We start from the raw sequence: 23,726 nt of genomic DNA, 5'->3' as shown, positions 1-23,726 counted from the left end.
TACGCCAGTGCAAAAATATCACTCAGCTAACGAGAGTATGCCTTAATGATGATGGTGCTCATGCTCGCCTTTATTCTCCTCGTTAGCTCCCACATCACTATGATTATAGACGGAACTTGAGGATGTGGAGTGTTTTCCTCCATGATCATGACCTGCATGCTGGAAAGTAAAGAAAAGACTGGCAAGACCAAAAGCAATCAATAGCACGCCCATTAGCCAACGCAGCGCTTTGGCGCGTAACAATGATTTAAGTTTTTCTCCTGCTAAACCTCCTACCAATAGTATTGGTAGCGTTCCCAAACCAAAAGCCAACATAACCACAGACGATGAGATAACATTACCTTGGGCTAAACTGTATGCTAAAGCTGAATAAACAAGACCGCAAGGAAGCCACCCCCAGAGAGCGCCGATACAAAATGCAGCCTTCAATGTTTGTACGGGAAAAAGCCCTTCACTGAGAGGTTGCAATCTGCGCCAAAGTAGTGCTCCGAGTTTTTCTAATTGTACTAGTAGCTTCCACCAGCCGGAAATATACAAGCCCATTAGAATTAACATCACGGCAGCGAATATACGTAACACAGGCAAATCCGTAAAACCACTAAATAGCGGCTGTAAAGCCCGCCCTAAAATACCGGCTATAGCGCCTATCAAACCATAACTTATAATACGCCCTAAGTTGTAAGCAATTAAAATATACAACTTACGCACTTGCGAAGCTTCTGCAATGCCGAAGGATAAAGCTGCCGCGATTCCGCCACACATACCTAAGCAGTGGCCTGCACCTAATAAACCAATGACAAAAGCGGAAAAAAATACATCTATGGACATATAAAATAGCTCTAAGAGATAGAAATTCGCGTGTATAAAATAGAAAAATTAGAAAATTAATTGAGACATAGTCATACAACCAAGTATATATAGGGGCATTACTCCAGCTTATCTGAACGGGTATGTGCTGTTGTATCCTTATTATCTGAATTCGCCTTGCTTGTAGAGGTAGTCTTTATATCATTATCGAAAAGAATCCGTTTACCTTCTGTATCCAAGTCTTCAAACTGACCAGACCTTACCGCCCAAATAAATAAGCGCACGGCAATAAAGACTATTAACATAGCTATTGGTATGAGAATAAACAAACTTTCCACAAGTGTTTACCTACAAGAGGGTTCGAATTTACTTTTTTATTTTACCGCTATTTCCATCAGAACTGTTATCAGCACCTAAGCGCACAGCATTTAACACAACTAATAAAGAACTTAACGACATACCGATTGCCGCAGCATAAGGTGGTACCCACCCTACAGCGGCCAAGGGTAGAATACTGACATTATATATCAACGCCCAGGTAAGATTTTGCTTTATCTTAAAACGAATGCGAGTGGCTAACTCCATAGCGGTGACAATGGTGCGTAAATTACCATTCATCAATACTGCATCAGCATGAGTTTGAGCTAAGCGCGTGGCATCTCCCATTGCGATTGACATACTGGCGCCACTTAACACCGGCACATCATTAATACCATCACCAACCATTAACACCCGCGCATTATCCTTTTGCATATTTTTAATTGTTGCTAGTTTTTCTTCCGGTGAAACCTGGCCGACGGCCTCGATGTTGTAGGTCTTAGCAAATAGATCAACATTGGCTTTTCTATCGCCGCTTAAGAGAAGCGTTTTAATCTTTTTACTATTCAAAAAATTCAGTAGCTCTTGAATATATTCTCTGGGCTTATCCACTAATAATACCCAGGCAACAACTTCATCACCGCAAGCTAGCAATTGCCACATACCATCACTTGGGTAGTCTAAAGTTTTATTCGGACAAGCAAATGATTTCTTACCAAACCTATAGTAAATACCGTCGACCTCACCCGCAACCCCACCGCCAGTGATGATTTCAACATTGGAAGCAACATAGGGCAAAGCAGTTTTCTGGAATGCAGCAGCAATCGGATGGCGGCTATTGGCCTCTAAAGCTGAAATAATCTCTAAAACTTCAGCTTCACTTTTATCACTTTGTAGAAGAACTTTTGCTATCGAAAAATCACCTTCGGTTAAAGTTCCGGTTTTATCAAAAACAATATGAGAGACGTTGGCAAGCTTTTCTACTAATTGCCCAGATGATACTAACAATCCGATTTTGCGAAGCCTTAATGTGCCTGCGGTTAAAGCAGCTGGTGTAGCCAATGATAAAGCACAAGGGCAAGTAGCCACCAATAAAGATAATACAATCCACAACGCTTTATCTGGTGCGTTAAAATACCAGTAAGTGGCAACCCCAAAGGCAGTGATAAGGATAAATAAAATAAATCGACTAGCTAAACGATCGGCGCTGGCAACAATGTGAGGCTTATCCATCATCGCCCTTTCCACTAACTGCTCAACGGATGCAAGTTGTGTTTTATGACTTACCGCTGTCGCTTCCAGTAAAAAAGGCGTCTCATGATTGGTTGCTCCAGCAAAAACAAAATCGCCAATTTTTTTTGATTGCGGCAAAAACTCCCCCGTTAGCATAGATTCGTCAACAACACCGTGACCCTCAATAATTCTGCCATCACAGGGAATCACCTCTCCTGCTAACACCTCGACCGTATCACCGATGTTTAGAGCCTTAAGAGGTACTTCTTCTCGGTTTTGTTTGTTAACACGCGTAACACTTAGAGGTAGTAAGCGAGATATTTTTTCAGTAGAAAAAGCACTGCTGTGCCGAACTTTCATTTCTAAAAAGCGACCAAGTAATAGAAAGAAAGTAAACATCGAAATGGAATCAAAGTAGACGTCGCCAGTATTATGTAACGTGGCCCAAATACTAGCAACATAAGCTAAACCGATTGCCAAAGACACAGGCACATCCATATTTAAATGGAATAGTTTTAAATTGTTATAGGCACTTTTGAAAAAAGGGGCAGCACTGAAAAATACCACTGGCGTTGCTACCAGTAAGCTAAACCAGCGAAAGAACTGCTGCCAGGAGTCTTCAATTCCTTGTATAGACCCCGCATGCAAGGCGATCGCAAACATACCCACCTGCATCATACCTATACCGGCAACACCTAGACGAATAAGTGCCGTGCGCGATTGAGCTTTGCGCATAGCACCATCTTGTGATTCTAGATATGGAGTTGCGGTATAGCCTATTTTTGCCAAGGCAATAAAAATATCGCTTAATTTAGTGCGCGACTTGTCCCAAATAATACGGCAGCGATAATTCGTGGCATTAACACTAATCTTCTTAACACCATCGAGATTAATTATGTGATTCTCAATTAACCAGGCACAGGCAGCACAGGATATATCAGGGATAGAAATGAGTGCCTCACTACTACCATCCTCTAGCAAAGAAACAAATTCTTCTTGTACCTCATCAAGGTCATAGGCGAGATAGCTAGAACCAACAGGTTTAGCTTGAACATTAAGTTTATCTCGATAACTGTAAAAATCTGATAAACCGCCGGCCATAATCGCAAGCGTCACAGCTTGGCAGCCCATACAGCAAAAGGCGTGGTTTTCACCTTTTATCTCGATAGAAAACTCATCGATTGCAGGTAGTCCACAATGAAAACACGCACGGCTCACAATCGTTACTCGAGCACGACGTCTGTGGTATCTACAAAGTCGACCTCACCATTTAAACGCCAAATCTCTTCTAACACTGCGCCGCCACTTTCGCGTTCGCCAGCATTACTTGCAAGGGGATCTTCTTGTTTACTTAGTTTTTTATAAGCACTTAGGCGCAAGTACCAACGCCCTTGAAGCATTTCATCCAAATCCGCGCGAAATAAACTAGGTGCAACTCGCTGTAAAATTAAAGTCCTATCATATTTTGATTTGGCGGGATGAGAAACAAGAAGAGACAGTTGATCAGCGGTTATATTCTTATTTAGACGCAGGATAACTTCATGGGTTAACCAGTCAAACCTAATATCCCCCTGTAAACCCAAGGATTTAGCATGCTCCTCAGAGGTAAATTCCTGGGCCAGAAGACGACCTTCTTTATAATAATCATCTGACACCACATCATCAGCCGAGGTAACAGCCAAAAACACCATGGTCGCAGAGGAAAAAACAACAGCAATAAGTGGCGCTAATACCATCCAAAACCATGGCTCGCGATACCACACCTTTGCTACTTGATCATCAGGAACATTCATTTTTTCACCGGCCCAATAAAATTGGTCTCTTCTACGGCTGAAATCGAACTATCGTCTTTGGCTTCAATAACAATTTTAATTTTACTTTTCTCAGTTTCAAGAGACCGCTTGGGAATCGATACTCTAAGCGGCATCGAAAACACTTCGCCAGCTAATACCTCGAATGAACGAAAACGCTCTACTTTAAATGGATAATCCCCGTCGATACTAATATTATAACTGTGCGTGGAACGATCCATATTACTAATTTTTATGGTATAAACATTTTGCACATCATCACCGACAACACGATACATACGTGCACCGCGGTCGCGAATGACATCGAGCCCCAAAGGAGATCGTGTGAATACCACATAAAGAAAAACCGATACCATGGCAACAACAATAAAACAGTAGCCAAATAAACGCGGGCGAATAAATTTCGTCACCCCTGTATCCAACTCATCTTCAGAAGTAAAGCGAATCAGTCCGCGTTCATACTTCATTTTATCCATTACGGTATTACATGCATCAACACAAAGACCGCAGTTAATACACTCATATTGCAGACCATCGCGAATATCAATATCAACAGGACAAACTTGTACACACCAGGAACAATCAATACAGTCCCCCAAGCCTAGAGCTTCTGTGTCATCGGTATTTTTGCGGGCACCACGCTTCTCTCCACGCTTTTGATCATAATGTACTGCCAAAGTATCACTGTCGTACATAACAGACTGAAAGCGCGCATAGGGGCACATATACTTACAGACCTGTTCTCGCATCCATCCTGCATTTAGATAAGTCATACCGGTAAAAAATAGAGTCCAAAAAGCTGCAGCTGGATGGGCATCGATGCGGATCATACCTAAAGCATCGCGATAGGGGAAAAGTCCTTCTAATAAATCTCGGATGGGAACAAAATAACCAATAAAAGTGACGCCAGTGATAAAAGCAATTAATACCCAAACACTATGCTTACCTGCTTTTCGTAAAAACTTTTCTACATTCCACCTTTGTTTATCCAATTTGATACGTTTATTTCTATCTCCTTCAAAAAGATGTTCGATATAAATGAACATAAGTGTCCATACCGTTTGCGGACAAGTAAAACCGCACCACACTCGGCCGAGCAATACCGTTACTGTAAATAAGGCGAATGCCGAAATTATTAGTAGCCATGCTAGTAACATGAAATCTTGCGGCCAAAAAGTCAGCCACAAAACATGGAATTGACGAGTCGGCAAATCAAACAACACGGCCGGACGTCCGTCGATGACAAACCAAGGTAACAATAGATAAGCGGCAATTAAAGGTAGGCCGGTATAACGTCTTATTGCCTGAAAGAAACCAGAAACTTTGCGGGTATAAATTTTATCTTCTGACTCATAGAGATTTATGTAACGTATCTCTCCATCGCCGCCCGATGTTTGTTTTTCCTCTGCCACTTCACTCGAACCTATCTCAAAATTAAAGACGACTTATAAAGTCTTGAGGGCTTGAGAACTCAAGCCCTTGTATGGCAATCCTAGCCGTTAATAATCTTATAAATATAAACTTCAGACTATTCGTAATCAAAAGAGAGCGAATAGACATAGGCTGTTAAAATATGAATTTTCTCTTCTCTTAGTAAGTCTTTTTGCGCCGGCATCTCATTTGCTAAGCCGTTGCGAATAGAATGTAAAATACCTTCTCGGCTACCATCATATAGCCAAACATCGTCGGTCAAATTAGGCGCACCCAATGCCGCCATACCTTTACCATCAGCACCATGGCAGGCGCTGCAGTTTTGATCGAATAAGGTTTTTCCGATGGCCGCGACACTCTGTGTGTGTTCTTGCCCCGACAATTGCAACACATACTCAGCAATATGTGAAATTTTCTCTTCACCTAAAATCGGCCCCCATGCGGGCATATTACCTGCACGACCATTTAATAAGGTGTGTTTTATGGTGTCTGGTGTACCACCATATAACCAATCGCCATCAGTTAAGTTGGGAATGCCAAAATTACCACCACCATCAGCGCCATGGCATACAGCACAGTTATTGGCGAAAAGACGCACTCCCATTTTCATTGCGCGGTTATCATGGATAAGTTCTTCCACCGGCATCTGCGAAAACACACCATAACTTTTTACATGTTTCTTTACCGCCTTTTCTTGATGTGCTTTAAGTTCGCCAACGGAAGTCCATCCGCCAAAGCCATCCCACACACCAGGATACCAAACAAGGTAAACCAAGGCCCAAACCATACTGCCTAAAAATAGCTGGAACCACCACTTAGGTAAGGGGTTGTCATACTCTTCAATACCATCATATACATGGCCTGTGGTTTTATTTTCCGGATCTTCGTCGTCCCGTAAAGCCACTTTGCGGTTGGCCATCAATACCCAAAAGATTAATCCCAGGCATGTGGCTGTCAAAATAAAAATCCATAACTGCCAAAAGAGTGTCATAGCTAATTTGCCCTCGCATCATCATCTTGCTGACAATGAATATTTGATTTTGTGTTCTCGTCTTCTGCCGACTCATCGGCAAAGGGCAACTGTGCTGCCTCATTAAACTTTTTTCTGTGCTTTGGGCTGAAAGCCCACCAGCAAATACCAGCAAACGCTATCATTACTAAAATAACCGACATGCCGCGTAAGGTATTAATATCCATCGATTAACTCCAACGTTAGCGTTTTGCTTTTTTCAGGGTTCCCAATTGCTGTAAGTAGGCAACCAGCGCATCTATTTCCGTCACACCTTTAACGGCGGCTTTTGCTCCGGCAATATCTTCATCGGTATATGGCACTCCTACAAAACGTAAGCCTTCCATTTTCGCAGCTGTACCTTTACCGTCGAGTTTGTTATCAAATAACCAGGGAAAAGCTGGCATATTAGAATTGGGAACGACATTTCGTGGATTGTACAAATGCGCTTTATGCCAATTATCGCTGTAACGTTTGCCCACTCTGGCAAGGTCAGGACCGGTTCGCTTAGACCCCCATAGGAAGGGATGCTCATAGACAGATTCACCCGCGACCGAATAATGGCCATAACGCTCGACTTCAGCTCTGAGTGGACGCACCATTTGAGTATGGCAAACGGTGCATCCTTCACGGATGTAAATATCTCGCCCTTCCAATTGCACAGCGGTTAAAGGCTTCAAACCAGCGATAGGTTTAGACGTTTCAGGCAAATAGAAATTGGGAACAATTTCAACTAAGCCACCAAAGCTAATGGCGACAACAACAAGCACCAACATAAGCCCGAGATTTTTTTCAACAATGTCGTGATTTTTCACTTAGTATCTCCCAGCCAGGCATATTGTGTATTCATAACTATTTTTATCTCTTCCAAAATCCGATTTAAACAAGCTGCGGTTCACTGACATTGTCGGGTTCAGTCTCCTTATCGTATACGGTGCGATAAGCGTTAAAGGCCATAATCAACATGCCAAGTAAGAAGCAAGCACCACCGAGGAAGCGAACAAAATGCCCTGGATAACTGGCTTCTACCGATTCAACGAAACTATAAGTTAAGCTTCCATCCTGGTTGAATGCTCTCCACATAAGGCCTTGTAGTAAACCGTTTACCCACATGGAGGCGATGTATAACACGGTGCCTACTGTTGCCAACCAAAAATGTACATTGATTAAAGCTACGCTCCACATCTGTTTACGATTGAATAAAACCGGAATAAGGTGATAGACAGCACCGATAGAAATCATCGCAACCCAGCCCAGAGCACCGGAATGAACATGGCCAATAGTCCAGTCAGTATTGTGAGAAAGGGCATTTACAGTTTTGATTGACATCATCGGCCCTTCAAAAGTAGACATACCGTAAAAAGACAGAGACACCACCAAGAAACGTAAGGTGGGATCAGTACGCAATTTATGCCAAGCACCAGACAAAGTCATAATACCGTTGATCATACCGCCCCATGATGGCGCCAATAGAATAATGGACATTATGGCACCCAACGTTTGAGCCCAATCGGGCAACGCTGAGTAGTGCAGATGGTGGGGGCCAGCCCAGATATAAATGGAGACTAAAGCCCAAAAATGCACGATGGAGAGCTGATAAGAATAAACAGGGCGGCCTGCTTGTTTAGGTACAAAATAATACATAATACCCAAAAAGCCCGCTGTTAAGAAAAACCCAACCGCATTGTGACCATACCACCATTGCACCATCGCATCCATGGCACCGCTGTACATGGAGTATGATTTCATAGGCCCTACGGGTATTGCCATGCTATTGACTACATGCAGAACTGCAACAGTTAGAATAAAAGCACCAAAGAACCAGTTAGCCACATAAATATGCGACATTTTTCGTTTCATGACAGTACCGAAAAATACAATCGCATAAGAAACCCAGACCAAGGTAATCAATATATCAATCGGCCATTCTAGCTCGGCATACTCTTTCGATGTGGTATAACCCATAGGTAATGAGATAGCAGCCGCTACAATAACCGCTTGCCACCCCCAAAAGGTAAACCCAATAAGTGGGCCACCAAAGAGCCTAGCCTGACAGGTTCTTTGCACAACATAGTAGGATGTAGCAAATAAAGCACATCCACCAAAGGCAAAGATAACAGCATTTGTATGCAAGGGACGCAGGCGGCCAAAGTGAGAATAGGGCTGCAAGATATCGTTAAGTTCGGGCCAATACAGCTGCGCAGCCAGCATTACACCAACTGCCATACCGACAATGCCCCAAACAATTGTCATAATGGTAAATTGTTGAACCACATGATAATTATAATTTTCACTATCTTGTGATCCATGAGCCGATGCCACGTCAGCACTCATACACTTTTCCTATTAAAGATATATTGTTTTTAAACAGTCGACACCGAGATAACGCGGATTCCCAATTCTCGATTTGTCGTCATTTTTAGAAATTATAGACGGTAATGGCATCAGTACTTTGATTAGAGTCAAGTGCGCCACTACCTGAAGAGCCTATATTCAATACAACATAAGTACTTAAAAATAGGCTCTGGTTATAAACACCTGTGCTAGATAACAGTTTTTAGACCTGTTCTAAAGACTTTTGGTCACACTAAAGTAATATTTAGTGTTTAATGCTTATCTTTCATCCAAAAACGGCAAGTAATGTTGCAGTCAAAATTTCGGCGCCAATCATAGTGGACAAAATAGCGATATGCTACCTTGCTATTCGGTTTACACTCAGTTTCAAAATAACCTAGAAAGTACAACAGCGAGCAACCATACTATTGAAGAGAAAGTAAGCACCGACAAAAGCACACAGCAGAGTACTCATAAGCTGCTATAACAGTAGCATATATATACTACTGGTATGACAATATTATAAGACTTGCTATTAACCTGGATATTTAACCTGCTAATTATATGCAGCGATAATAGCTACAGATGGCAGTTACACATAACAGCTGAAATAAGCCTTACTATTTTACGCAAATAACTACACGTTCAGATGTGTCGATTCTCTATCAGCTGAGCTCAGCTAACGAATACTAAGCCAAAAGCCCTATTTAAAGTAAGAGAAATGAAAGCAATAGAATGGACTTAATAAGACTTGTTTTAAGTGCAAATCACATTATATGAGCAGGACAAATGCCCTGCCTCAAATGATCAAAACACAATTAATAAACTGCCGTTAAAAGCCGGCTTAAATAAACCATCAACCTTGAGTACGGCCCTTTTGTGCAGCGATACGCATGCGCAATGCATTGAGTTTAATAAAGCCTGCCGCATCTTTTTGATCATAGGCCCCGGCATCGTCTTCAAAAGTTGCAATGTTTTCATCAAATAAGCTGTTATCAGAACGACGCCCAACAACAGTAACAGCACCTTTATAAAGCTTAACGCGAACATCTCCATTAACTACATGCTGAGAATCATCGATAGCGGCTTGCAACATTTTACGCTCAGGGCTCCACCAGTAACCGTTATATACTTGCTCAGCATACTTAGGCATTAGCGAATCTTTCAGATGTGCAACTTCACGATCTAAGGTGATGGATTCAATAGCTCTATGGGCAGGCAGTAATATTGTCCCACCGGGAGTTTCGTAACAACCACGGGACTTCATTCCAACATAGCGATTTTCAACAATATCGAGTCGTCCAACGCCATGCTCGCCACCTTTCTTGTTGAGAAACTCAAGTAAAGTTGCCGGAGACATAGCTTCACCATTAATGGCTACGGGATCACCGCCTTTAAAGCTAATTTCTAGATATTCTGGAGTATCGGGCGCATCTTCCGGAGCTACCGACCAGCGCCACATATCAGCTTCAGCTTCTGCCCATGGATCTTCCAAAATTCCGCCTTCGTATGAGATATGAAGGAGATTGGCATCCATAGAGTAAGGAGACTTTTTCTTAGCACTTGAGAAATCAACTGGAATCTGGTGTTTTTCACAATAGGCCATCAAGGTTTCACGAGAAGTTAAATCCCATTCACGCCAGGGCGCAATTACATGAATGCCCGGCTTCAAAGCATAGGCCCCTAGTTCAAAACGCACCTGGTCATTACCTTTACCCGTCGCACCATGAGAAATAGCATCGGCACCGGTTTCATTAGCGATCTCAATTAAACGCTTAGCAATTAGCGGGCGAGCAATCGAAGTACCCAATAAGTATTCACCCTCATAAATAGCATTGGCGCGAAACATAGGGAAGACAAAATCACGGGCAAACTCTTCTCTCAAGTCGTCGATATAAATTTCTTTGACGCCAAGCGCTTCAGCTTTAGCTCGAGCTGGCTCTACCTCTTCCCCTTGACCGATATCCGCTGTAAAAGTCACCACTTCACAGCCATAAGTCTCTTGCAGCCAAAGCACTATGACCGAGGTATCTAAACCTCCAGAATAGGCAAGAACAACTTTTTTGATATCGGCTGACATTGAGAACCCTCACATTTCATACTTGGTAATTTAGATTTAGCCCTACTCAGTAGGGAGCGGAATTTTATCCTTAACCTGCCTAAAGAAACAATCACTAAAGGCGATTAAACTGAACGAATGTTCGAAATATTAACATTTTTAGTGGTTTTTATAGAATATTATTTTAAAAATACAATTTTAGACAAAATAATGTTTAATATTAGCCAAAGATCTTAGGGTCTATTGACACCAGTTGGGCCGCTCCTATCGCCTCTAATAATACGAAAAGCATACACATCAGCAGGTGTGACGAGTGTCGGCAGGCCCTTGCTAGCGTTCAAACTTTGTTGACAGAACTACACTGGTGACAGTGTCTTTGATACCCTCGATTTCGCGAATATCATCAAGCACCTTATCTAGTTCACCGGTTGATTCTGCTTCCACCAAGACAATCAAATCGTAGATACCACTGACAGCATAAGCGATAGTAATTTGTTCAATGTCTTTAAGGTTTCGCATAGTTTGCGCAGAAGACCCTGATGCTAAACTTACCATCACATGGGCCGACACATGACCTTTGGTATATTCATCACTGAGCACCAGAGAATATCCTTTAATCACGCCCTTCTTTTCCAGACGACTAATACGGTCTTTGACTGTGGAGCGAGACAGGCTTAGTTCTCGTGCCAGTTCTGCAATGGAAGCGCGGCTATTACAGCGTAAAAGATGTAACAAGCTTTTATCAGTAGTATCAGTAATCATTTCGACGGATATTCCGTAATATTGACAAGGATGAAGTATAGCAAGACGACAACGCAGAGTTACATATAACAGATAAAAGTGGACTGAAGAGGATTCAGCTAAGGCTTAGGTGGCTAAGCCTTAGGATGGTGAAATGGTAAATCTATTTAGTCGTCGCTAAAGGATACCGTGGCCTGGCGTTTGCGATTGACAGACAAGTGCGTTACATCCGGGCGAGAGTAATGCCCAGACGGATCGAAATTCTGGCGCTCCTCCAAAACTCGGTTGTGATCAATAGTAGCGACCATAACCGCTTCTTCACCGTTCAAAGGCTCTATTATCCAGGAGCCATCAGGAGCTGCGATACATGAACCTCCTGAAGCATAGAAGTCTTGCGGCTTTTCCAAGATTAGCTCTAGATTAGGCGTATCTTCCGGAAAATCTTCTTTACGCATTAAACCACTTACCGACATAACATAGGAACGCGCTTCTTTTGCAATAAAACGGGTAATATCTTGAGTATTACGCTCACTGCCAGGCCATATGGCTACGTGCAGGTCTTCTCCTTGACCATATAAGGCAGCGCGTGGCAAGGGCATCCAATTTTCCCAGCAGTTAAGCCCTCCCACGGTAAACGCTCCCAGAGGATGAACCCGAAGGCCATTGCCATCGCCAGGCGACCAGGTTAAACGCTCTTCATAAGTAGGCATAAGCTTGCGGTGCACAGACCCGATAATGCCCTTGGCATCAATGTAGACCATCGAGCAATATAGACTTTTTCCACCTCGATTGGAGGCTTTTTCGATAGTGCCAATATAAGCGGCAATGTTATTTTGCTTGCAGGTTTCGCAGATAGTGGCTAAGTCCCCGCCTTCGACAGATATAGCATTGCGCACATAATGAGCATGAATCTCTTTTTGCACTTTTGACTCAAATTCGGAACCATTAGTGACGGAGAGCCAAAATGGGTAACCTGGTAATAACGACTCACCGAATGCCACAAGGTGTGCGTCCAGCTTTGCAGCCGACTCAATTGCGGCGATAACTTTATCAATGGTTGCCAGTTTATTTAGCCATACTGGAGCAATTTGTGCGAATGCAATATTGAGTAGGGAATCTGCTTGCATAAGGGGATCCTATGAAATGAGGTTTGAAAGTATTCGTCAGGCCTGATAGCAAAAACGATTGGTACTAACTATTCATCATATGCTTATTCCAGATACTTTAAAATTAGTGGCCAGACCAGTATAAGAATGTATACAGCGAAACAGAATGACTATTAGTCGAGGTACTCTAATGTATTCGTCGCCACTCTCCCACCTAACCTCCCACCTCACCCCCCACCTAACAACGAGCTGGAAGGTAATTTAGCCAAAGAAGCTTTATTTTGCTCTTGACACTATAAGTGTATTAATTAGGATGTAGGGTTGAGAAGAAGTAACACCTGAAACTACTGAAGTTTAAAATAAAGTACGAAACAGAAAGATAACCAGCAGCAAAAATAGTGATAATAATAATCCCAGGTTACGCACTTTACTATTAATTAAGCAATGTAGCAGTTGTCATTTCATGATTGTTCATACACCTTGTGTTTTTAGGCATTGCGCTTAGGCTTAGCATCATTGCATGAAATAACTAGAGAATGACATGAATACGAAATGGCTGATACAGATACACAGGCCAATACATCAATAGCTTCACGTGCTCCTTCGTTTACTGTTCGCTCATTGTTCGTTCATTGATAGTCACTATTGATTATCTTGACACTACATCCTAGGAATTAAACATGGCAATTATCAGCGCTACCGGCCTATATACCCCGGAGCATTCTGTTTCCAATACCGAACTAGTAGAAGCTTTTAATCAATATGTCGATGACTTCAATAAAAGCAACGCCGCTAAAATAGAAGCTGGGGAAGTGAGCGCGTTGCTTCACTCCTCCGATGCTTTTATTGAAAAAGCTTCTGGTATTAAAAGTCGCTACTTTGTCAGTAAAGAAGGCGTGCTAGACCCTAAGATAATGACGCCGCTGCTACCTGAACGCGGCAACGACGAGCCTAGCATCTTGGCCGAAATGGCCGTGCTTGCTGCCAAACAAGCACTGCAAACCGCTGGTCGAGAAGCTCATGATGTTGACTTCATTATCGTTGCTTGCTCAAACCTGCAAAGACCCTATCCAGCCATATCTATCGAGGTGCAACAACTGCTTGGGGCAGGCGGCTTTGCCTTTGACATGAATGTCGCATGCTCCTCTGCCACGTTCGGCTTAAAAACGGCTACCGATGCTATTAACGCAGGTACTGCTAAGAGTGTCTTGGTTATCAGCCCGGAAATCTGCTCAGGCCATTTAAATTTCCGCGATAGGGACTCCCACTTTATTTTTGGTGACGCCGCTACTGCGATTTTAGTAGAACATGAATCTGTTGCCCAAGGAGGCGACTACCGCGTCATAGACTCCAAGTGCATTACTCAATTCTCCAATAATATTCGCAATAACTTTGGTTTCTTAAACAGAACAGCACCTGAGACAAAAGATAACGCCGATAAACTCTTTATCCAAAAGGGTAGAAGTGTTTTTAAAGAGGTCTGTCCAATGGTAGCCGAATTAATTAACACCCACGTTGGCGCCAACAATATAGACAGACAAAGTATTAAACGGCTATGGTTACACCAAGCCAACCTCAGCATGAATCAACTCATCGCCAAAAATGTCTTAGGTAAGGAGTTTAATGTCGAGGACGCACCAGTAATTTTGGATACCTATGCCAACACCAGCTCAGCAGGCTCTATTATCTCTTTCCATAAAAACTCCCAAGGGTTAAATACTGGGGACTATGGCATTATCTCGTCGTTCGGAGCAGGATATTCAGCAGGTTCTGTAATCTTACAAAAACTGTAATCTAGCGTTGGAGCAAACTAATTCCACGAAGAATTTGGTTGTTAAATAAAGCCCAGAAATGGGCTTTATATTTTAAAGACGCTTTACTCGTTTTTGTTCAATGGTTTCCTTCCCCCACTGTTTATCTACAAATTCTTCCTCAATAGTAAAATCATAACGATCATATAAATAACTAGAGGCATCCAAACCTTTTACTGTCCATAAGTGAATCTCTCGAAAACTTCGATCCTGACAAAAATCAACTGCTCTTTCCAATAGCTGCTTGCCAAGACCACGTCCCGCCAGCTGAGGCGCCATAATAAACCAACGTAAATGAGCAACATCAGCATCAGGTAAATCGTCACCATCGATTGCGAGTGAACCCAGTACCTGATCATTATTCATTACCAACCATAGGGCGTTATTTGTTGCTGACAAACGCTGAGTAAATTCGGCCAACTCGGTCGCTACTTTTTGTTCAAAGTACTGATCGAAGTTATAATACTGTGCAAAATAACGGGAAAATAATGCAGCTATAGTGCCTATAGCTCCTGGACGATACCCTGAAATAATTTCAAACCTAGAGACTGGCGTTGTTGTCCCATTAATACGCTTAGCTTCTAGCGCTTCGGCATAAGTAGATAGGCCATCCACAATCCTAGCAATTTCATCATAGGATAGATCAGCTAAAGCGTTGTTTACTTGCTGTTGAGCAAACTCATGAGCAACGTTAACCGTAGCTTTACCTTTAGCCGTTAATGTCAGTACTTTACTACGAGCGTCCGCTGGCAAAATGCTCTCTTTAACTTCTCCCGCGCGAACCAGTTTTTTTAGCAAGCGGCTAATACTGGACTTTTCAAGATTGAGCTTTACACACAGTTCTGCGGCCGTTTGCGGGCCCTTTAAATCAATTTCTAATAAAGCATGCACAGCAGAGGGAGGAAGGGAGGTCGCAGCTAGATTACGACCCATAAAGCCAAACTCTCGAACTAAGGTTCTAGAAGCTTCACGAATATCATCTATCACTAAGGCAGATACGGTGTTCATTAATATCCTCCATTAATATATAGTTGTACCATACAACTATATATTAATACTGTAAACCTTTAATGCCATATAAAGGTATGCTCTCTATCAAAATAAAATAGAGTGAGGTTAGCTAGGATAGATATACTTAAGCGCTTTAAAGGGGAGAATGGTTTTATCGGGTCAAACCTGACGGCTTGGGAAGTAAATTTACGCTACACTACATCTTTGATTGTTGCCAAGGCCTGTTGACACTGAGAGTGGCTAAAAAGCAAACTGAGTTAGCAAATGGAATAGCGGTAGTAACTTCGCACTTTGGTTTTCAATATTCGAGCTTCATCACAAAATATACAGTTACCTTAAAGTATCACATCCTTGTGAGGCTTAATCCTACTTCACCTTCCACTTACAAAACACACATAAGAAGCTTCTTATAATTCAGAAGCCGCTACGTTTTTAATTTTCTTCCAGTTTTTATCTGCTTTTTTGATATTACCCGGAATATCTTTTACCCAGATAGCTTTTATACTGTTATCAAGGTTGAAGTAAAGCTTACCATCTACAACTTCCCAGACATTAGGGTCGCCGATAAACTTTTTATTGACTGAAGTACCATAGGCACAGTAGCCACCATATTGTGGCAAGTATTTATTTTGATTCTTATTAAATTTTTTAAGATTTTCCTTACTGGAGAAAATGTAGTTAACCCCATCTACAGTTGCAACAAAATTACCATTACCAGGTAGAGGCTTTTTACCATCCTGATAGGATACTAGATCATAACCACCAGCACCTACCGTACTATTACTAATAGAATCAGCGGATGTATGAATTGAAAATATCGTAATCACAGCGGTTATCAGTGCAAATAATGAAGTTTTCATTTTTTTCATATGTTTATCTCTTATGTTAAGTTTAATATTTAAAGTTAATCAATTGAATTATTTTTTACTCTTTGCAAGAACAATCTTCAGTAGCTATAGGAACCCTTTTTTAAATTTAAGACTTGTCTTTTGTTGTGCTTAAATTTTATCTTTCGCGACATTACTTAAGCTGAGTGAAATTATAAGCATCGGCCAAAATCTCACTATGATCGGCAATCCAGCAATTTTGTTTATTCGTCCAGACAGGTAGTTTTATTAGAATAGATGGGCTAGTATTGACTCAAATATTTATATTAAACATAAAATAAAACTGAATAAGGTGAAGCCTTGGATACGCTCAGTAAAATTTTAGATTTATTGCGTTTTAACGGAACTTTTTATTTCGCGACAAACTTTAATGGCGCATGGAGTATTGAAGTACCTTCGTATAAAAGTGTGGCAAGATTTCATTATGTTACACAGGGACACTGTTGGGTTAGAGTTCCTGGAATGGAAGAACCACAGATGCTATCGGTAGGCGACCTTATAATTATACCTCACGGTGCTAAGCATATACTTAGTGACACTCCAGACTCACCGCCTATTACACTAGACGAAGCCTTTACACATACAGGTTATAACGGGCAAGGAATTTTTCATTTTGGTGAAGATTCGATATTGCACGGCACACAATTGGTCTGTGGACACTTTGAGTTTAATGAAGAGTACAAGCACTCATTTATTGATTATTTACCGCAACTGATTATTTGCAATGAAAATGAAGGCACGGAGTTTTCTTGGTTAAAAGACTCATTACATTTTTTAGCAAATGTAGCGAAATCAAATCAAGTAGGCAGTTCAGCAATTATCAAAAGGCTATCTGAAATCATATTTATTCAATCTGTACGTTTTTGGAATGAAAGGCAGGGTAGTAATGAAGGCTTTTTAGCAGCATTGAATGACCCTAGAATATCGAAAGGTTTAATGGCATTTCACAACAATTATGCCGCTGATTGGACGGTGGAGCGACTAGCAGAGGAGGCACATATGTCACGCTCACTATTTTCTGATCGTTTCAAACAATATTTAAACCTATCGCCTATGCAATATGTGACACATTGGCGAATGCAGAATGCTAAAAGGATGCTGGTTGAAAGCCAACTATCTATTGAACAAATTGCATCAGATATCGGATATGACTCGTTAGCATCTTTTAGCAAAGCGTTTAAAAGGATTGTTAATAAAAACCCAGGGGAGTATAGAAAAGAAAGAACCCGTAGTAATGCTGAAGTGAATTAGACAAAAAAAACGGACGATCAGGCATACGCTATTACTTCGAACATATCTATCATACTCTTGGTATGCTCGCGATAGCTATTTAACAGCTATGAGATAGTTATTAAATAGGTATTGGGTAAAATAGGAGAAACCATGATCGATTACGTTAGTGTTTACATTACTGATATTGAGGAAGCAGCAGGCTTTTATAACGCTGTACTGGCGACACTTTCATATAAACAATATGCTAAATATTCAGATATCATTGCGTACGGCAAAGGTAATATTAATTTTATACTAACACTTTCCAATACACATTACTGCCCACAGAATAGCAACCCTATTCATATCGCCTTCTCAGCAGCAAACATGCAACAAGTAGATGATTTTCATAATACCGCGTTAATTCATGGCGGTAAGACTGAACGGAAGCCTGCTTTTCGTGAACATCCTTGCGGCGAGGTATATACAACAGGTGTACAAGATATCTTTGGATATAAATTAGAAGCGGTATATAAGTATCCCAAAGGCTAAAGACTATTTATTAGTTTATTTTTAATTTCGGGCGACTCTAATTAATCCTAAAAACACAATAAATCTGTACGAATGAACAATTTACCGCGACTATCGAACATAGAGTAAAAACACCTAGGTACTCATAATGTCATCATTGAAATTAACAACTGGAGATTAATATGATGAGCGATAGTACAATACTAAATGATATTTATTTTTACTTAACTCTTAGCGGAATGTTGACCTTATTGCTATGGACACCTTACATTCTTGCTCGTGTATTTGTTTGGGGGCTCCCCACATTTCTTAACAACTATCCAAAAAATTTTCCCATCGAAAAGCCTCAGCAGCCTTTATGGGCAGAGCGAGCACAACGGGCGCATTTAAATACAGTCGAAACAATGCCCGCATTTATTGCAACTGTATTGGGGGCAAGTTATTTTTCTGCAAGCGTGGAAAGCACCCTAGCACTAATAGCGTCCTGGACAGCTATATTTTTCTGGGCAAGAGTAAGCTATGCTGTGGTTTATATTCTTGGTATACCTTTTTTACGTACGCCTGTTTACCTCGTGTCATGGCTAGCAATACTTGCTATAGGCAGCACAGTTATTTTATAAATTTTGAAATGGGTTCTCATTATATTGTTAACGGACAAGGGCAACAGACTTAATTTGAACCCAAACCTCTTTATTTTTTTCAAGATTAAGAGAAACGAATGAGCGTTTAGTAATTTTGGCTACTAAAGTGGTTCTCCCTAGGGATAGTTCCACAAGTGTTGAGCAAGAATCACTAGCATCGTAAATATTAATAATTTTTGCAGGTAAGATATTTAAGATACTCGTATCGTGATGCTGCGATAGTGTAATACTAATATCTTTAGCTTTAATATGTAGTCGCAAAACTTGGCCCAGAGTGTAAGCATAGTTTGTAATAAATAATTTACCAGTATCGAATTGAACATAAGCTAAGTTCCACTTATTATCATGCTCGATAACTGTACCTTCTATAATAACTCCTAGCTCAGCGTCTAACTTATGTTGTTGTCGATTAAGTATTTCGGTAGCATCACCTTGAGAATCTACAGCGCCTTCATGTAACACGATAACATTATCAGCAAGCCGCGCCACTTCTGTCACTGAATGGCTAACATAAATAATAGGGATATTAAATTCATAACGTAACTGTTCAAGGAAAGGAATAATTTCTTGTTTCCGCTTATCATCAAGTGACGCTAGAGGTTCATCCATTAAAAGTAGTTCAGGATTAACAAGCAAAGCTCTAGCAATAGCAACACGTTGTTTTTCACCACCGGATAGATTTTCAGGATAGCGTTTTAATAATGATAAAATATCGAACATGGCAATGATTTTATCTAGAGATTTTTTACCTAGCGGCCCGTTACCTGACGACTTTATATCTAATAAAAAGGGGGCCGAGCGCTTACGTGCACGTTTTAATGCAAAATTAAGATTCTCCTCCACATTCAGATGAGGAAACAAACGCGCATCCTGGAAAACATAAGCAATAGGACGAAGATGGGGCAATAAAAAGCGAGTATTATCTTGCCATATTTGATTGTTAACAATGAGTTTTCCCGATTCCGATTTTTGCAGCCCTGCGATACAGCGCAATAAAGTAGTTTTACCAGATCCAGAGTGGCCAAAAATTGCAGTGACACCTTGAGAAGGAATCGTGATATCCACGTCAAGTTTGAACTGGTCAAATCCAACTTCAAATTGAGCAAAAATTTTATCGTTATGATATAGATTCGATGACGGCACAAGATTATCCTTTATAGCGCAGACCCACGTTTTTTCTATTGAACGAATACACCACAACCAATACAAAAAAAGCGAAAGCAACCATCACTGCGGACAACCAATGGGCTTGCGTGTACTGTAAGCTTTCTACATGATCATAGATTTGCACTGACACCACCTTGGTTTCACCGGGAATGTTGCCACCAATCATAAGCACCACACCGAACTCTCCTACCGTATGAGCAAACCCCAGAATAGCTCCAGTGATAAAGCCGGGCTTCGCTAAAGGTAATACAATAGTAAAAAAGCGATCGATGGGGCCAGCTCCCATTGTTGCTGCTGCTTCCAGAGGCTCTTCACCAATCGCCTCCATCGCATTTTGGATAGGCTGAACAACAAAGGGCAGTGAATAAAAAATGGAAGCCACAACCAGCCCCCAGAAAGTAAAAGGCAAAGAACCTATGCCTAAAAATTGTGTCAGTTGCCCTATCGGGCCCTGTGGTCCCATAGCTAATAAAAAATAAAAGCCTAGCACTGTCGGTGGTAGCACAAGAGGCAATGCTACCAATGCACTAATAGGTACTTTCCAAAAAGTTTTAGTTTTTGTGAGCCACCAAGCGATTGGCGTGCTCACAAGTAAAAGAATACAGGTGACGGTCAGCGCTAAGCGCAGTGTTAAAAATATTGTCTGTAGATCAGCATCGGAAAGAGGCACGGCTATACTATTGTACTTATATTATGACTCTTATCTTGTAAACTAATGAGAGTGAGTGTGGTTTTCACGATGATTACTAGCTTGGCCATCATGATGATAATGGCTTCCTTTCGCTGTATTTTTCATACTCTTATATACTTGGCGTGTCATTCTCTCAGTAGTAATAAAGCCCCAGTTATATTCATCATGATATTTAGCGAGTGGATTCATTTTAACTACTTCCTCTTCGCTTTTACCGCGCTTAACTAACCTAGCAATTATCTCTCTGCAATCTTTTAATACAGCTAAATCTTTTGCCAAGTCTTTTTTACTTGCAAGTGGACCATGACCAGGAATAATCTTTGTTTTTTCATTAACAATGCTTAGAATTCTTTCTTGGGCAGCAATATACCCATCCACGTCACCGCCGGAATTTAAATCGATAAATGGGAACAAATTATTAAAGAAAGTATCACCTGTGTGTACAACATTAGCATTTTTAAAATGCACCACGGCATCACCATCTGTATGCGCCTCTGCAACATGGAATGTTTGCACATCTTCGCCATTTAAATGGAAGCTCAATTCTTCAGAGAAAGTAATCACGGGCAAAACACTTTTAGGGGCTTTTTCCATTCCCTTAGCTGTTCTCATTCCTTTTTCAAGTAAATGCTTGCGCAGGTTTTTGTGAGCAACAATACGTGCCCCTTCATTACTAAAAGTTTCATTATTGCCCATATGATCGCCGTGTACATGAGTTGTAATTAGGAAATCGATAGGTTTTTTCGTTACACTTTTTATAGCATCTTGTAGTATCCCTAAAAATCGAGGCATGGAATCATCGATCATAACGACACCATCGTCACCGATAGAAAGACCTATATTACCTCCTGTCGGGCCACCATCACCGGATAACATATACAGACCCGGCGCCAATTCATTTACTGCAAAGGTGACTTCTGGCTTTTTATCCTGCGCGAATACTAAATGAGAGCTTAAAAATAACGCAGAGAAAAGTGCAAATTTACTCAATATTTTCATACCTAATGATCTCTTATTATGACAATCGCTAATAAATGATTTGAAGCGGAGGCCCAAATTCAATGAATAGAGATGCCTTTATTCTATAACGAGGAAGTTTCACAGCTTCGCAAACTTCTATTATTTAGGCCAGCACAATGCACGCTGAAGCTAAGCTCTCGAAGCTGATAACAAGCTCTAATCCTGTTGTGATACGGAAAGCTTGATAACCTCATCATCATCTTTGTGCTCATACAGGTCTGTACCAGCCCCCAAAATCACACCAAACCAACGGGTATCTTCAAAGCTTTCTAAGGCTATCTTCACCGTCATTGTCAGTGGAATGGAAAGCAACATACCAATTGGCCCCAGCACCCATCCCCAAAAGACTAAGGATAGAAATACCACCAAAGCTGATAGATTTAAGCCCTTTCCCATAACTCGAGGCTCTAATATATTGCCAACGCCAAAATTCACAGCGAGAAAGCCGATACCAGCCAAAACCGCATCACCAACACCTAGCTGAACTAATGCCAGCAACACCGCAGGCACTGCCGCAATAATAGACCCTAAAGTCGGTACAAAGTTGAGCAGAAAAGCTAACATTCCCCAGAGAACAAAATAATCGACTTTAAGTATCCACAACCATACTAAAATAAGAAAGCCTGTAAGTAGGCTCATCATAGTTTTGATAGCGACATATTGATTAACGCCACTTGAGAAGGTCTTAATCGCTTCCAGTGTTTTATCGGTGTTCCCTAATGCCTTGAGCTTTTCGGTAAAGCCCACCTCCTCTGCCAGAATAAACACAACCGTCAGTAAAATTAAAATAGCGTTGGTCATCATATTGCCAAACTGGGCAAGGGTATTACCAGCCATTGACAAAGCGGCAGATGGATTAAAACTTTCTCGCAGTTGCGCGATATCAATAGATAAACCCAATGACTCCAGCTTACTAAAAAGATCACTGGTGAGCTGGGCTAGGCGTACCTGATATTCAGGTAAGTCACCACGGAAGGCATTGATAGAAGAACCGACAATTGCCCCGATTAGTACACCAAAGATGACAATAAATGAAATAACAATCAGCATGGCAAAAGCGTTAGGGATACCTTTGCGCTGCAACCACATTAAAGGCGGTGTACAAATCACTGCGATAAAAAGGGATAACAAGAAAGGCACCAGTAAAGACTCTGCTGCACGCATACCTGCCACCACTACCACAAACGACGCGGTGACAAATAAAAAGCGGGCAATGGGTGAATTAAGCTCCATATACACATCCTTTAAACGAATTAATATATTCTATGCCGTGAACCCACAATTTGGGGCCGCTTAATAATCCTTAAGATTTATCTACGAAGCGTGCCTGTACATAATCCCGGATCATTTCTGCATCGGCAACATGGTCACCTGTAGGTTGCCACATCTTATCCAAGTATAAAATTTTTTTAGAATAATCCCAGGAAACAAGTTTCACTGGCGCACCTACATCATAGGCAATTCTCAAAAAGCCCGTTTTCCATTTATCCACCTTGGAACGTGTTCCTTCTGGCGTGATGGCAAGCCAGACCTTGTCATGAGAACGATACCAGCGAATAATTTGCTCTACCACGTCGGTGGTAGAACTTCTATCCAGTGGAATCCCTCCTAGTTTGAGAAACAAACCCTTCATCGGCCAAAAAAAAGCTTCCTTCTTCATCACATAGGAAAATCGTAACCCTAAAGCCAAAACGGTAAATATAGAAAGAATAAAGTCCCAATTAGATGTATGTGGTGCGCCGCACAGCACTAGTTGGCGGTAATCTGGCAATGTACCTTCTATACGCCATCCAAGTAGTCGCAGTGAAGTCCGGCCTAGCCAACGAGTAAACCCATTGCCGCCAGTAGGTGCATTATCTGGCACCGAAGGTAAGGTAAAGCCCATTAAAATTCCTGTTTATCCATT

The 23,726-nt window shown here is 41.4% G+C and carries 23 protein-coding genes; 4 read left to right on the top strand and 19 right to left on the bottom strand.

Features of this window, described 5'->3' with window-relative positions; genetic code table 11:
* Positions 1–42: 42 nt before the first annotated feature.
* The 12 genes from BVC89_RS04580 to BVC89_RS04525 form a co-directional block, all read right to left on the bottom strand.
* Positions 43–828, bottom strand: a complete 786-nt coding sequence (locus BVC89_RS04580; protein WP_086930064.1) for a sulfite exporter TauE/SafE family protein — start codon at positions 826–828, stop codon at positions 43–45.
* A 98-nt stretch (positions 829–926) separates the two neighbouring features.
* Positions 927–1,145, bottom strand: a complete 219-nt coding sequence (gene ccoS, locus BVC89_RS04575; protein ID WP_086930063.1) for a cbb3-type cytochrome oxidase assembly protein CcoS — start codon at positions 1,143–1,145, stop codon at positions 927–929.
* 28 nt (positions 1,146–1,173) lie between these two features.
* The gene (locus BVC89_RS04570) at positions 1,174–3,576 is read right to left on the bottom strand and encodes a heavy metal translocating P-type ATPase (protein WP_245929339.1); all 2,403 of its coding nucleotides are present in this window, start codon (positions 3,574–3,576) and stop codon (positions 1,174–1,176) included.
* A gap of 5 nt (positions 3,577–3,581) precedes the next feature.
* Positions 3,582–4,151: a FixH family protein gene (locus BVC89_RS04565; RefSeq protein WP_086930062.1), complete on the bottom strand. Its 570-nt coding sequence runs from the start codon at positions 4,149–4,151 to the stop codon at positions 3,582–3,584.
* Positions 4,148–5,581: a cytochrome c oxidase accessory protein CcoG gene (gene ccoG, locus BVC89_RS04560; RefSeq protein ID WP_086930061.1), complete on the bottom strand. Its 1,434-nt coding sequence runs from the start codon at positions 5,579–5,581 to the stop codon at positions 4,148–4,150. Before ccoG ends, BVC89_RS04565 begins: the two co-directional genes overlap by 4 nt.
* A 116-nt stretch (positions 5,582–5,697) precedes the next feature.
* Entirely contained in the window at positions 5,698–6,591 is an 894-nt protein-coding gene (ccoP, locus tag BVC89_RS04555) for a cytochrome-c oxidase, cbb3-type subunit III (RefSeq protein ID WP_086930060.1), read from the bottom strand.
* A gap of 2 nt (positions 6,592–6,593) precedes the next feature.
* A complete protein-coding gene (locus tag BVC89_RS04550) occupies positions 6,594–6,797 on the bottom strand; it encodes a cbb3-type cytochrome oxidase subunit 3 (RefSeq protein WP_086930059.1) in 204 nt (67 codons plus the stop codon).
* A gap of 15 nt (positions 6,798–6,812) precedes the next feature.
* Positions 6,813–7,424, bottom strand: a complete 612-nt coding sequence (gene ccoO / locus BVC89_RS04545; RefSeq protein ID WP_086930058.1) for a cytochrome-c oxidase, cbb3-type subunit II — start codon at positions 7,422–7,424, stop codon at positions 6,813–6,815.
* 64 nt (positions 7,425–7,488) lie between these two features.
* Positions 7,489–8,943, bottom strand: coding sequence for a cytochrome-c oxidase, cbb3-type subunit I (gene ccoN, locus BVC89_RS04540; protein WP_086930057.1), 1,455 nt, complete (start codon positions 8,941–8,943; stop codon positions 7,489–7,491).
* 856 nt (positions 8,944–9,799) lie between these two features.
* Positions 9,800–11,023: an argininosuccinate synthase gene (locus BVC89_RS04535; protein ID WP_086930056.1), complete on the bottom strand. Its 1,224-nt coding sequence runs from the start codon at positions 11,021–11,023 to the stop codon at positions 9,800–9,802.
* 309 nt (positions 11,024–11,332) lie between these two features.
* On the bottom strand, positions 11,333–11,764 hold the full coding sequence (locus tag BVC89_RS04530) for an Lrp/AsnC family transcriptional regulator (protein ID WP_086930055.1): 432 nt from the start codon (positions 11,762–11,764) through the stop codon (positions 11,333–11,335).
* Between the two features lie 146 nt (positions 11,765–11,910).
* Entirely contained in the window at positions 11,911–12,870 is a 960-nt protein-coding gene (locus tag BVC89_RS04525) for a carbon-nitrogen hydrolase family protein (RefSeq protein WP_086930054.1), read from the bottom strand.
* A gap of 659 nt (positions 12,871–13,529) precedes the next feature.
* On the opposite strand from BVC89_RS04525, the gene BVC89_RS04520 reads away from it, so the two are divergent.
* Positions 13,530–14,642 carry a beta-ketoacyl-ACP synthase III gene (locus BVC89_RS04520; RefSeq protein ID WP_086930053.1) on the top strand — a complete coding sequence of 371 codons (1,113 nt, stop codon included), beginning with the start codon at positions 13,530–13,532 and terminating at the stop codon, positions 14,640–14,642.
* A 72-nt stretch (positions 14,643–14,714) separates the two neighbouring features.
* Here the strand turns inward: BVC89_RS04520 and BVC89_RS04515 are convergent, their stop codons facing one another.
* Together BVC89_RS04515 and BVC89_RS04510 are read right to left on the bottom strand one after the other, a co-directional pair.
* Positions 14,715–15,668 (bottom strand): bifunctional helix-turn-helix transcriptional regulator/GNAT family N-acetyltransferase, encoded by a 954-nt coding sequence (locus BVC89_RS04515; RefSeq protein WP_086930052.1) that lies wholly within the window; start codon positions 15,666–15,668, stop codon positions 14,715–14,717.
* A 410-nt stretch (positions 15,669–16,078) separates the two neighbouring features.
* A complete protein-coding gene (locus BVC89_RS04510; RefSeq protein WP_158657780.1) occupies positions 16,079–16,531 on the bottom strand; it encodes a YHS domain-containing (seleno)protein in 453 nt (150 codons plus the stop codon).
* A 327-nt stretch (positions 16,532–16,858) separates the two neighbouring features.
* Between BVC89_RS04510 and BVC89_RS04505 the strand changes: the two genes are divergently transcribed.
* The 3 genes from BVC89_RS04505 (at position 16,859) to BVC89_RS04495 (ending at position 18,921) form a co-directional block, all read left to right on the top strand.
* Entirely contained in the window at positions 16,859–17,809 is a 951-nt protein-coding gene (locus tag BVC89_RS04505) for an AraC family transcriptional regulator (RefSeq protein WP_086930050.1), read from the top strand.
* Between the two features lie 132 nt (positions 17,810–17,941).
* On the top strand, positions 17,942–18,322 hold the full coding sequence (locus BVC89_RS04500; protein ID WP_086930049.1) for a VOC family protein: 381 nt from the start codon (positions 17,942–17,944) through the stop codon (positions 18,320–18,322).
* A gap of 161 nt (positions 18,323–18,483) precedes the next feature.
* Positions 18,484–18,921, top strand: a complete 438-nt coding sequence (locus BVC89_RS04495) for an MAPEG family protein (protein WP_216825086.1) — start codon at positions 18,484–18,486, stop codon at positions 18,919–18,921.
* Positions 18,922–18,948: 27 nt separating this feature from the next.
* Here the strand turns inward: BVC89_RS04495 and modC are convergent, their stop codons facing one another.
* From modC to BVC89_RS04470, 5 genes are all read right to left on the bottom strand, one after another.
* Complete coding sequence (modC, locus tag BVC89_RS04490; RefSeq protein WP_245929338.1) at positions 18,949–20,085, bottom strand: molybdenum ABC transporter ATP-binding protein; 1,137 nt, start codon at positions 20,083–20,085, stop codon at positions 18,949–18,951.
* Between the two features lie 4 nt (positions 20,086–20,089).
* Positions 20,090–20,779, bottom strand: coding sequence for a molybdate ABC transporter permease subunit (modB, locus tag BVC89_RS04485; protein WP_086930048.1), 690 nt, complete (start codon positions 20,777–20,779; stop codon positions 20,090–20,092).
* Positions 20,780–20,821: 42 nt separating this feature from the next.
* Positions 20,822–21,799, bottom strand: a complete 978-nt coding sequence (locus tag BVC89_RS04480; protein WP_086930047.1) for an MBL fold metallo-hydrolase — start codon at positions 21,797–21,799, stop codon at positions 20,822–20,824.
* Between the two features lie 177 nt (positions 21,800–21,976).
* The gene (locus BVC89_RS04475) at positions 21,977–23,053 is read right to left on the bottom strand and encodes an AI-2E family transporter (RefSeq protein ID WP_086930046.1); all 1,077 of its coding nucleotides are present in this window, start codon (positions 23,051–23,053) and stop codon (positions 21,977–21,979) included.
* 70 nt (positions 23,054–23,123) lie between these two features.
* Positions 23,124–23,705 carry a 1-acyl-sn-glycerol-3-phosphate acyltransferase gene (locus BVC89_RS04470; RefSeq protein ID WP_086930045.1) on the bottom strand — a complete coding sequence of 194 codons (582 nt, stop codon included), beginning with the start codon at positions 23,703–23,705 and terminating at the stop codon, positions 23,124–23,126.
* Positions 23,706–23,726 lie beyond the last annotated feature (21 nt).

This window comes from Agarilytica rhodophyticola (genome assembly GCF_002157225.2).
Classification (GTDB): Bacteria; Pseudomonadota; Gammaproteobacteria; order Pseudomonadales; family Cellvibrionaceae; genus Agarilytica; species Agarilytica rhodophyticola.
Note: the sequence above shows the minus strand (reverse complement) of the source record. Positions and strands in the feature narration are given on the sequence as shown.

Excerpts from the sequence above, each read along its gene's own strand:
- BVC89_RS04470 (WP_086930045.1), bottom strand. The coding sequence starts at position 23,705 with ATGGGCTTTACCTTACCTTCGGTGCCAGATAATGCACCTACTGGCGGC.
- BVC89_RS04550 (WP_086930059.1), bottom strand. The coding sequence starts at position 6,797 with ATGGATATTAATACCTTACGCGGCATGTCGGTTATTTTAGTAATGATA.
- BVC89_RS04530 (WP_086930055.1), bottom strand. The coding sequence starts at position 11,764 with ATGATTACTGATACTACTGATAAAAGCTTGTTACATCTTTTACGCTGT.
- ccoN (WP_086930057.1), bottom strand. The coding sequence starts at position 8,943 with ATGAGTGCTGACGTGGCATCGGCTCATGGATCACAAGATAGTGAAAAT.
- BVC89_RS04500 (WP_086930049.1), top strand. The coding sequence starts at position 17,942 with ATGATCGATTACGTTAGTGTTTACATTACTGATATTGAGGAAGCAGCA.
- BVC89_RS04515 (WP_086930052.1), bottom strand. The coding sequence starts at position 15,668 with ATGAACACCGTATCTGCCTTAGTGATAGATGATATTCGTGAAGCTTCT.
- ccoP (WP_086930060.1), bottom strand. The coding sequence starts at position 6,591 with ATGACACTCTTTTGGCAGTTATGGATTTTTATTTTGACAGCCACATGC.
- BVC89_RS04565 (WP_086930062.1), bottom strand. The coding sequence starts at position 4,151 with ATGAATGTTCCTGATGATCAAGTAGCAAAGGTGTGGTATCGCGAGCCA.
- BVC89_RS04535 (WP_086930056.1), bottom strand. The coding sequence starts at position 11,023 with ATGTCAGCCGATATCAAAAAAGTTGTTCTTGCCTATTCTGGAGGTTTA.
- BVC89_RS04520 (WP_086930053.1), top strand. The coding sequence starts at position 13,530 with ATGGCAATTATCAGCGCTACCGGCCTATATACCCCGGAGCATTCTGTT.
- BVC89_RS04510 (WP_158657780.1), bottom strand. The coding sequence starts at position 16,531 with ATGAAAACTTCATTATTTGCACTGATAACCGCTGTGATTACGATATTT.
- BVC89_RS04580 (WP_086930064.1), bottom strand. The coding sequence starts at position 828 with ATGTCCATAGATGTATTTTTTTCCGCTTTTGTCATTGGTTTATTAGGT.
- BVC89_RS04495 (WP_216825086.1), top strand. The coding sequence starts at position 18,484 with ATGATGAGCGATAGTACAATACTAAATGATATTTATTTTTACTTAACT.
- BVC89_RS04525 (WP_086930054.1), bottom strand. The coding sequence starts at position 12,870 with ATGCAAGCAGATTCCCTACTCAATATTGCATTCGCACAAATTGCTCCA.
- BVC89_RS04480 (WP_086930047.1), bottom strand. The coding sequence starts at position 21,799 with ATGAAAATATTGAGTAAATTTGCACTTTTCTCTGCGTTATTTTTAAGC.
- BVC89_RS04475 (WP_086930046.1), bottom strand. The coding sequence starts at position 23,053 with ATGGAGCTTAATTCACCCATTGCCCGCTTTTTATTTGTCACCGCGTCG.